Genomic DNA, 8,871 nt, shown 5'->3' with positions numbered 1-8,871 from the left:
GCCGCCGGCCAGGCGGTGCGCGACAGCGCCAGCCAGACCATGCTCACCCCGCGCATCCATGACGCCTACGAACAGGGCGTGAGCAGCCTGGCGAGCCACGAGAAGACCCGCGAGGTGGCCCGCGGCAGCCTGGGCGAGAGCCCCAACCAGTGCCAGCCGGGGCTGTTCGTCACCGCGGCGAGCGACTTCCTCGCCGACGAGCGGCTGCAGGCCGAGGTGTTCGGCGCCAGCTCGCTGATCGTCGAGTGCGCCGACGAGGCGGAAGTGCGGCAGGTCGCCGAGCACCTGGAAGGCCAGCTGACCGCCACCCTGCAGATGGACGACGCCGATCTCGACAGCGCCCGGGCGCTCTTGCCGATCCTCGAGCGCAAGGCCGGGCGCATCCTGGTCAACGGCTGGCCGACCGGGGTCGAGGTGTGCCACGCCATGGTCCACGGCGGGCCCTACCCGGCGACTTCGGACTCGCGCACCACCTCGGTGGGCACGGCGGCGATCCATCGCTTCCTGCGCCCGGTGTGCTACCAGAACCTGCCGGACGCGCTGCGTCCCGAGGCACTCAAGGAGAGCAATCCGCTCGCACTCAAGCGGCTGGTCGACGGCCGGCGCGAGGGCTGAGCGCCGACGGCGGGGCGCGTTGCACGACGCTAGCCGCCGGTGTCTGCCGGTGTCCCCGACCGGCAGCTGAGAATGGCCCCATTCGTTGCGGATGGGGCTTTCTGTCGTCTGTCGTCGGCGCCAGAGGGTCAGATCAGGCCGGTTGCCTTGAGGAGAAACAGCCCCGTGGCGATGGTGAGCATGCAGGAGAAGGTCGAGATGACGATGATGTTGGCCGCCAGCCGGGCGTTGGCATGGGCGGCCTTGGCCATGACGAAGCTGACGGCGGCGGTGGGGCTGGCCAGGAAAAGGAACAGCGTGCCCAGTGCCTCGCCACGATAGCCCAGTGCCAGCGCCCCCAGGGTGCCGAGCAGCGGCAGCCAGACGGTCTTCCACAGGCTGGCATCGATCGCCAGTCGACTGCCTTCCTTGAGCGCGCTGGTGGAGAGCGTGCCGCCGATGCAGATCAGTGCCAGCGGCAGTGACATCGAACCGAAATACTCGCCCGAGGTCATCAGCCAGGTGGGCAGGCTCACCTGGAAGTAGGCGAAGGGGATGGCCAGGATCACGCACAGGATCAGGGGATTCCTGGCCAGATTGACGAGCAGCGAGCGGATGTCCGACTGGGCACCGGGGCTGTAGAGAGCCAGCACGATCGACGAGAAGATGTTGTAGATGACGATGATCGAGCCGGCCATGATGCCGCCCAGGGAAAGCCCGAAGGTGCCGTAGGTGCTGGCGGCCAGCGCCAGGCCGACGATGCCGCAGTTGCCGCGGAAGGCGCCCTGCACGAAAACGCCGCGGTCCTCGACCGGGCAGCGCCACAGTGCCCAAGCCCAGGCGAAAAAGAAGCTGGCCACCGAAAAGCCCAGGAAGTAGAACAGCAGGCCGGGTTGCAGGGCGACGTCGAGATCGGCCTTGATGATGCTCAAGAACAGCAGGGTCGGCATGGTCGCCCGGAAGACCAGCATCGAGGCGGTGGAGATGAACGCGGTATCGATCCAGCGGATGCGCTTGAGCAGGATCCCCAGGAACACCATGGCGAAGACCGGCAGGGTGACGTCGAGGGTGTGCAGGAAGGCGTCGAACAGGTTCACGGCCGTCACCCTTGGCGGACCAGCCAGAAACCGACGACCAGCGCGGCAATCACGGTGGCGAAGAACAGGGCATTACGCAGGCGGGTTCCGCGGGAACGGGGCGACGGGGGCACGAGCATCTCCTGAGGTGATGAAGGCGGGGGCGAAGGCCTCGGGGTGGCTCGCCATTGGCGTTACATGGTAAACCCGTTAGCCTGCTAGTCCCAGCCGGATCGCCGGGGTGGGCCATCGGGGCCGCCCATGGCGCCGCCGCGAACCTTCGCCGCCCGTGCTGTCCATCATTCGCTTGGAGATTCCTGCCCATGACCGAACCCGTCGACATCACCCTGGCCGGAGGGCGCCTCGCCGGCCTGAGCTGGGGGCCGCAGGCGGCGCCGATCTGGCTGGCCCTGCATGGCTGGCTGGACAACGCCGCGAGTTTCTCGCGCCTGGCGCCGTTGCTGGTCGAGCGGCTGGGCATTCGCCTGGTCGCCCTGGATTTCGCCGGGCACGGCCTGTCGCGGCACAAGAGCGTCGACAGCGACTATGCGATCTGGGACTTTCTGCACGATGTGCTCGACGCGATGGGCGATCTGGATCTGACGTCCACCACCGTGGTGGGCCACTCCATGGGCGCGGGAGTCGCCGGGCTGCTGGCGGCGTCGGTCCCCGAACGGGTGGAAAGGCTGATACTGCTCGACGGCCTGGGGACGCTCAATACCCCCGTGGAGCAGACCGCGTCGCAACTGCGCAAGGGGCTATTGGGGCATCGTCGTCCGTTGTCGGCGCCGCCGCGCTATGCTGACATCGAGGCCGCCATCGCCATGCGGGTCAACGGCGGCGTGACGCCCATCGACGCGGTCACCGCCGAACCGCTGGTCCGGCGCAACGTGATGCTCGAGGCCGATGGGGCGTGTCGTTTCCGGACCGACGGTCGCCTGCTGCGCCCCTCGCTGGTGCGCTTCAGCCCCGAGCAGATCGTGGCCCTGCTGTCGAGCATCGAGGCGCCGGCGCTGCTGGTCGAGGGCGAGCAGGGGATCCTCGGCGGACGCGAATTCGCCGGGCGGGCCCGTCAGGCCGTGAGGCGTCTGGAACGTCGGGTTCTCGCCGGCGGTCACCACCTGCATCTCGAGCCCGGGGCCGTCGACGCGGTGGCCGAGGCCATCGTGGACCACGTGCAAGCGTCGCAAGGTCGATAGAGGGGGGCGAAAGGGCATGAACAAGCGGGTCGCGCTGGTACTGGGCAGTGGTGGAGCGCGGGGCTACGCCCATATCGGAGTCATCGACGAACTCGAGAGTCGCGGTTACGAGGTGGTGGCGATCGCCGGCTGCTCGATGGGGGCGGTGATCGGCGGGGTCTATGCGGCCGGCGAGCTCGAGGGCTACCGTGACTGGGTCACCCGCCTCGACTACTTCGACGTCCTGCGGCTGGTCGACGTCACCTGGAGCCCGATGGGCGCGATGCGTGCCAGCAAGGTGATGTCCAAGCTCGAGAGCCTGCTGGGCAGGCTCTCGATCGAGGATCTGGCGATTCCCTTCACCAGCGTCGCCACCGACCTGCTGCGTCAGCGTGAGGTGTGGTTCCAGTCCGGGCCGCTGTTGCGGGCGATCCGCGCCTCGATCGCCGTGCCGGGCCTCATCACCCCGGTCCACCATGGCGATCAGGTGCTGGTCGACGGCGGGTTGATGAACCCCTTGCCGATCATCCCCACCGTGGCGGCGCACGCCGACCTGATCCTGGCGGTCAACGCCACCGCCCAGACCCACCGGCCGGTCAGCCTGGAAGAGCTGCTGCCGCCTGCCGAGGCGGCCGAGGAGCAGGCGCGCGAGGCGCAGCGGGGTGGCGAGGGCACGGGGCTCGGTGAGTGGTTCAACGGCGTCAGGACCCGTGCCCAGAAGATGTTCAGCAATGGCACAGGGGAGGGCGATGCGGGCGACGAGCGCCATTCGGCGCGTGCCGTCGAGCGAGCCTGGGGCAAGCTCGACATCATGCTGACCTCGTTCGAGATCACCCAGGCAGCGCTGGCCAAGTACAAGATCGCCGGCTACCCGCCGGACGTACTGGTCGAGATTCCCAAGACGGTCTGCGGCGCCTACGAGTTCCATCGCGCCGAGGCGCTGATCTGCCTGGGACGGCATCTCGCCCGCCAGGCGCTGGATCGCTACGAGGGCCCGGGCGGCGCCTTGTCCGAGGGGCAGGCCATGGTCAGCGCGCCGGATACCGGCAAGCCGGCCAATTGAACGCCGGCAGGTTTTCGTAAAGCACCTAGTGCTCGCCGCGCCGGCGCAGCAGCACGTAGACCGCGCCGGTGCCGCCGTCGGCGTCGGTGGCCGAACAGAAGGCCAGCACGCTCGGCCATTCGCGCAGCCAGGCGTTGACGTGGCTCTTGATCACCGGGTAGTCGGCCATGCCCGTCCACGCCTTGCCGTGGACCACCAGGACGCAGCGCAGGCGCTGGCCGCGGGCATCGTGAAGGAAGGTCTCGAGCTGGTCACGTGCCTCGTCGAGGGTATAGCCGTGCAGGTCGAGGCCGGCCTCCCAGTCGATCCGCCCGCGTTGCAGGGCGCTACGGGTGCGGTAGGGCAGGTCGGGGACCGCGAAGTCGAGTCGCGCACTGGGGCGTACCGGTTCGACGCGGCCGTCGCTGGTGCGGCTGGACGGCGCATCGCTGGCCGACGACATGGCGGCATCGCGGCGCGCGGCCACCCGCTCCCGGTCGTCGCGACGCGGCTTGCCGGGGTCGGCTCGGTCGCTGGTCAGGCGTCTGACGCCGGCCTCTTCCAGGGCCTGGCGAAACAGCGAGACCTCCTCATCGGACGCGCCGCGGCGTCGGCTCATGCGACCCTCTCCTGGCTGGTTCCGGGCGGTGAATGGCGAGCGCCCCAGTATAGCGGCTGCACACCGACTGTGAAGCGTGATCCCGGACGGGTACAATCCCCGCTCACCCTTGGCATCAGCACAGGACTCCGCGTGAGCGCTTCCCGTTCTTCTCCCGACAGCACCCTGACACTCGACGACGCCCGGATCGCCGCGCAACTGGTCACGCTGCGCGACTGCCTGCGCTGGGCAACCAGCGAGTTCCACGTCGGTCGGCTGCATTTCGGCCACGGTACCGCCAGTGCCTGGGACGAAGCGGTGGCGCTGGTGCTCGGCGCGCTGCATCTCCCCTGGGATGTCGATCCCGCGGTGCTCGACGGTCGCCTGCTGGACGTCGAGCGCGCCCGCATCGTCGCCCTGGTGCGCGCACGCATCGAGACGCGCAAGCCGTTGCCCTACCTGCTGGGCGAGGCCTTCTTCGCCGGGCATCCGTTCGTGGTCGACGAGCGGGTGCTGATTCCGCGCTCGCCGATCGCCGAGTTGATCGAGCATGACTTCGCGGCCTGGTTCCCCGACCAGCCGCCGGCCCGGGTGCTCGACCTGTGCACCGGCTCGGGCTGCATCGGCATCGCCACGGCGCTGCATCTGCCCACCGCCGAGGTCGACCTGGCCGACATCAGCCCCGACGCCCTGGCGGTGGCCAAGATCAACATCACCCGCCACGAGGTCGGCACCCGCGTGCGTGCCGTGGCCTCGGACCTGTTCGAGAGGCTGGCCGGCCAGCGCTACGACCTGATCGTCGTCAATCCGCCCTACGTCGATGCGCGCGACTTGACCGGCATGCCCGCCGAGTTCCGCCACGAACCGTCGCTGGCGCTGGGCGCCGGCGAGGATGGCCTGGACATCGTGCGCCGGCTGCTGCGCGAGGCGCGCAGTCACCTCGAGGACGACGGGGTGCTGATCGTCGAGGTGGGCAACTCGGACCGCCATCTCGAGGCGGCCTATCCCGAGGTGCCGTTCCTGTGGCTCGAGTTCGAGCGCGGCGGCCACGGCGTGTTCGCGCTCACCGCCGCCGAGCTCGACGAATACGCCGCCCATTTCGCTTGAGTCTATCGAGGATCGCTGCATGTCCGGCAACACCTTCGGCAAGCTGTTCACCGTCACCACCTTCGGCGAGAGCCACGGCCCGGCACTGGGGGCCATCGTCGACGGCTGCCCGCCGGGGCTCCCGCTGACCGAGGCCGACCTGCAGCGCGATCTCGACCGCCGGCGGCCGGGCACCTCGCGTCACACCACCCAGCGCCGCGAGCCCGACGCGGTGCGCATCCTCTCAGGCGTCTTCGAGGGCGTGACCACGGGTACGTCGATCGGACTGTTGATCGAGAATACCGACCAGCGCTCCAAGGATTATTCCGAGATCAAGGACCGTTTCCGGCCGGCGCACGCCGACTACACCTACCATCACAAGTACGGTCTGCGCGACTACCGGGGCGGGGGCCGCTCCAGCGCCCGCGAGACGGCGATGCGCGTCGCCGCCGGGGCGATCGCCAAGAAGTACCTGGCCGGCCAGGGCATCCGGGTGCGCGGTTACATGAGCCAGCTCGGCCCGCTGGCCCTCGACTTCAAGAGCTGGGAGGCCGTCGACGACAATGCCTTCTTCTGCGCCGATCCCGAGCGGGTGCCGGAGCTCGAGGCCTTCATGGACCAGCTGCGGCGCGATCAGGACTCGGTGGGCGCGCGCATCAGCGTGGTCGCCGAGGGCGTGCCGGTGGGGCTGGGCGAGCCGGTTTTCGACCGCCTGGATGCCGAGCTCGCGCATGGCCTGATGAGCATCAATGCCGTCAAGGGCGTCGAGTTCGGCGACGGCTTCGCGTCGGTCGCCCAGCGCGGCAGCGAACATCGCGACGAGATGACCCCGGCGGGTTTTCTCTCCAATCACGCCGGCGGGGTGCTGGGCGGCATCAGCTCGGGGCAGACGCTGATCGCGCACCTCGCCCTGAAGCCGACCTCGAGCATCACCGTGCCCGGGCGCTCCATCGACGTCGCCGGCAACCCCGTCGAGGTCGTCACCAAGGGGCGTCACGACCCCTGCGTGGGCATCCGCGCCACGCCGATCGCCGAGGCGATGATGGCGCTGACGCTGATGGACCATCTGCTGCGCCATCGTGCCCAGAATGCCGATGTGCGGGTCGATACGCCGCGGCTGACCTGAGTCGTTTTCCGCGCCCGGCGTTCGCCGGGCGCAACCTGCCTTTTCCGTCGCTTTTCCCCCGCCGCCGGCTTTGTCGGCACCCGGGCCATCCCGGTCGGCTTCGCCGGACAGGACGCCTGGCGAGGCGTTGTCCAGGGCGTTGGCCGGCAGCCGTGCCAGGCCTGCTACACTCAGGGCAACACACCCGAGACGAGTCATGCCATGAAGATAAACGTCGAGTTCGATCTCACGCCGGCCGAGTTTCGACAGTCGTTGGGGTTGCCCGATGTCGACGCCTTCCAGCGCGACATGCTCGCGCGCATTCAGGAGCAGATGGAAGCCGGGGTCGAGGGCTATGACCCGTGGAGCCTGATGCAGCCGTTCTTCCAGCAGAGCATGACCCAGGGCATGGCCAACTTCGGCAATTACCAGCAGATGATGATGGACATGCTGCGCAAGGCGGGCAGTGGCCGTTCGACCGGTAACGACGAGGCGTCGGCCGAGTCGACGACGCGCCCGTCGAGTGCCCAGGCGACGTCGCGTCAGGGGCGCAAGACGTAAATTCGCGGCCGGCTGTTGCAAGCCAAGGGGTCTCGGACTACGCTTTGTGCGGTGCAGCAATCGACGTTCGCTGTCTCGACCACGCCGTTCCTCCAGGGGGGATTCGTGATGCAACAAGATCAGATGTTCAACGCCTTCGCCGACCAGGCCAAGAGCTTCTTCGAGCCGATGCGCAAGCTCAACGGCCTGATGCTGGACAACATGGAGAAGATGACCCAGTACCAGCTCGAGGCCATGAAGCGCTATACCCAGCTGGGTACCGAGCGCATGCGTGCCGCGTCGGAGATCAAGGACGCCGACGACATGCGCGACTTCACCACGCGCCAGGCCGAGTTGATGAACGAGCTGTCCAAGCAGATGATCGAGGACGCTCGCGCCATGACCGAACTGAGCATGGCCTTCAAGTCGCAGGTCGAGACCACCTTCAACGAAGTCTCCGAGAAGGCGGTCGACCAGGCCAACCAGACGGTGGAGAAGGCCGCCCAGACGGCGAAGGAATCCACGGCTTCCGCCAAGTCCACCAGCCAGTCGTCGTCTCGCAAGTCGAGCTGATCCGACGACCGTGGTCACGCTGGCATCGGGGCCTTCGTCGGCCCTGGTGAGCGACGCCATTGGCGACGACATGTCGATGCCCCAGGGGCGTCGACATGTCTTGGCGTGTCTGGCGCATCACAATGACAGGGGGAGGAGGGTCTATGACCTCGGAGTTGCCCAATGAACTGGGTGTCCCGGTGAACCCGGAACTGGCCGCCCAGATCGAGGCCATCAGTCAGGAATACCACAGCCTGATGCAGGAGATGTTCACTCGATTGTGGCCGAGCGAGGCGGCTTCGGCGGTCTACAGCGACGTCCGGGACAGCGTGATGGCTGCCCTGGAAGCGCTCGCCCAGCGGCCCGAGACGATCTATGGCGCCCAGGTTCGTCTCGCTCAGGATCAGTTGCAGCTCTGGCAGCAGACGATGCGCGAGATGATGGGGGAGCCCGGCGAGATGGTGGTCGCGCCCGATCCCAAGGACCGGCGTTTCCGCGACGAGGCCTGGCAGCAGGACCCCTTCTATCGCAACATCCTCCAGCAGTACCTGATGTTCGCGCGGTTGGTGGAACAGCTGGTCGAGGGCGCCGACAACCTGCCCGACAAGCAGAAGCAGAATCTGGCCTTCTACGCCCGCCAGTACGTCAGCGCCCTGGCGCCGACCAACTTCGTCACCACCAACCCCGAGGTGATGCGGCTCACCCAGGAAACGCAGGGGCAGAATCTGGTCGACGGCCTGGCCCGCCTGCGCGAGGACCTGGCCAACTCGGCCGAGGGCATCAACGTGGCGATGACCGACCGCGAGGCCTTTCAGGTCGGCACCAACATCGCCGTGACGCCGGGCCAGGTGATCTACGAGAACGAGCTGATCCAGCTGATCCAGTACACCCCGACCACCGAGGAGGTGTTCAAGACACCGCTGCTGGTGGTGCCGCCCTGGATCAACAAGTACTACATTCTCGACCTGCGCCAGGACAATTCGCTGATGAAGTGGCTGGTCGATCAGGGCCACACGGTATTCCTGATCTCGTGGCGCAATCCCGGCCCCGAGCAGCGCGACATGACCTGGGCCGACTACATGCAGCTGGGACCGATCGCC

General features: G+C 67.9%; 9 protein-coding genes and 1 pseudogene. 8 read left to right on the top strand and 2 right to left on the bottom strand.

From position 1 onward, the window contains the following. Nucleotides 1–615 (top strand): aldehyde dehydrogenase family protein (locus tag D0901_RS20695; protein ID WP_482194155.1); only part of this gene is annotated, 615 nt, incomplete at its 5' end. A gap of 128 nt (nt 616–743) precedes the next feature. Here the strand turns inward: D0901_RS20695 and D0901_RS20690 are convergent. Further along, a complete protein-coding gene (locus tag D0901_RS20690; RefSeq protein WP_203234928.1) occupies nt 744–1,691 on the bottom strand; it encodes an AEC family transporter in 948 nt (315 codons plus the stop codon). 302 nt (nt 1,692–1,993) lie between these two features. On the opposite strand from D0901_RS20690, the gene D0901_RS20685 reads away from it, so the two are divergent. Together D0901_RS20685 and D0901_RS20680 are read left to right on the top strand one after the other, a co-directional pair. Beyond that, the gene (locus D0901_RS20685) at nt 1,994–2,869 is read left to right on the top strand and encodes an alpha/beta fold hydrolase (protein ID WP_129142182.1); all 876 of its coding nucleotides are present in this window, start codon (nt 1,994–1,996) and stop codon (nt 2,867–2,869) included. Nucleotides 2,870–2,885: 16 nt separating this feature from the next. Next, nucleotides 2,886–3,911 carry a patatin-like phospholipase family protein gene (locus tag D0901_RS20680; protein WP_129142181.1) on the top strand — a complete coding sequence of 342 codons (1,026 nt, stop codon included), beginning with the start codon at nt 2,886–2,888 and terminating at the stop codon, nt 3,909–3,911. 25 nt (nt 3,912–3,936) lie between these two features. Here D0901_RS20680 and D0901_RS20675 read toward each other — a convergent pair whose 3' ends face one another. Further along, nucleotides 3,937–4,509, bottom strand: a complete 573-nt coding sequence (locus tag D0901_RS20675; RefSeq protein ID WP_129142180.1) for a Smr/MutS family protein — start codon at nt 4,507–4,509, stop codon at nt 3,937–3,939. Between the two features lie 132 nt (nt 4,510–4,641). Between D0901_RS20675 and prmB the strand changes: the two genes are divergently transcribed. The 5 genes and pseudogenes from prmB to D0901_RS20650 form a co-directional block, all read left to right on the top strand. Beyond that, nucleotides 4,642–5,595 carry a 50S ribosomal protein L3 N(5)-glutamine methyltransferase gene (gene prmB, locus D0901_RS20670; RefSeq protein WP_129142179.1) on the top strand — a complete coding sequence of 318 codons (954 nt, stop codon included), beginning with the start codon at nt 4,642–4,644 and terminating at the stop codon, nt 5,593–5,595. A 19-nt stretch (nt 5,596–5,614) separates the two neighbouring features. Then, entirely contained in the window at nt 5,615–6,700 is a 1,086-nt protein-coding gene (gene aroC / locus D0901_RS20665) for a chorismate synthase (RefSeq protein ID WP_129142178.1), read from the top strand. Nucleotides 6,701–6,901: 201 nt separating this feature from the next. After that, nucleotides 6,902–7,240 (top strand): hypothetical protein, encoded by a 339-nt coding sequence (locus tag D0901_RS20660; RefSeq protein ID WP_129142177.1) that lies wholly within the window; start codon nt 6,902–6,904, stop codon nt 7,238–7,240. Between the two features lie 108 nt (nt 7,241–7,348). After that, complete coding sequence (locus tag D0901_RS20655; protein WP_129142176.1) at nt 7,349–7,792, top strand: phasin family protein; 444 nt, start codon at nt 7,349–7,351, stop codon at nt 7,790–7,792. 143 nt (nt 7,793–7,935) lie between these two features. Then, a pseudogene (locus D0901_RS20650) lies at nt 7,936–8,871 on the top strand (class I poly(R)-hydroxyalkanoic acid synthase); the annotation flags it as partial.

This window comes from Modicisalibacter coralii (assembly GCF_004117855.1).
Classification (GTDB): Bacteria; Pseudomonadota; Gammaproteobacteria; order Pseudomonadales; family Halomonadaceae; genus Modicisalibacter; species Modicisalibacter coralii.
The sequence above is the reverse complement of the archived record's forward strand: the minus strand, read 5'-3'. Positions and strand labels throughout refer to the sequence as shown.

What these genes read in the sequence shown, in the direction of transcription:
- D0901_RS20685 (WP_129142182.1), top strand. Translation starts at nt 1,994, where the DNA reads ATGACCGAACCCGTCGACATCACCCTGGCCGGAGGGCGCCTCGCCGGC.
- D0901_RS20680 (WP_129142181.1), top strand. Translation starts at nt 2,886, where the DNA reads ATGAACAAGCGGGTCGCGCTGGTACTGGGCAGTGGTGGAGCGCGGGGC.
- D0901_RS20675 (WP_129142180.1), bottom strand. Translation starts at nt 4,509, where the DNA reads ATGAGCCGACGCCGCGGCGCGTCCGATGAGGAGGTCTCGCTGTTTCGC.
- aroC (WP_129142178.1), top strand. Translation starts at nt 5,615, where the DNA reads ATGTCCGGCAACACCTTCGGCAAGCTGTTCACCGTCACCACCTTCGGC.
- D0901_RS20660 (WP_129142177.1), top strand. Translation starts at nt 6,902, where the DNA reads ATGAAGATAAACGTCGAGTTCGATCTCACGCCGGCCGAGTTTCGACAG.
- D0901_RS20655 (WP_129142176.1), top strand. Translation starts at nt 7,349, where the DNA reads ATGCAACAAGATCAGATGTTCAACGCCTTCGCCGACCAGGCCAAGAGC.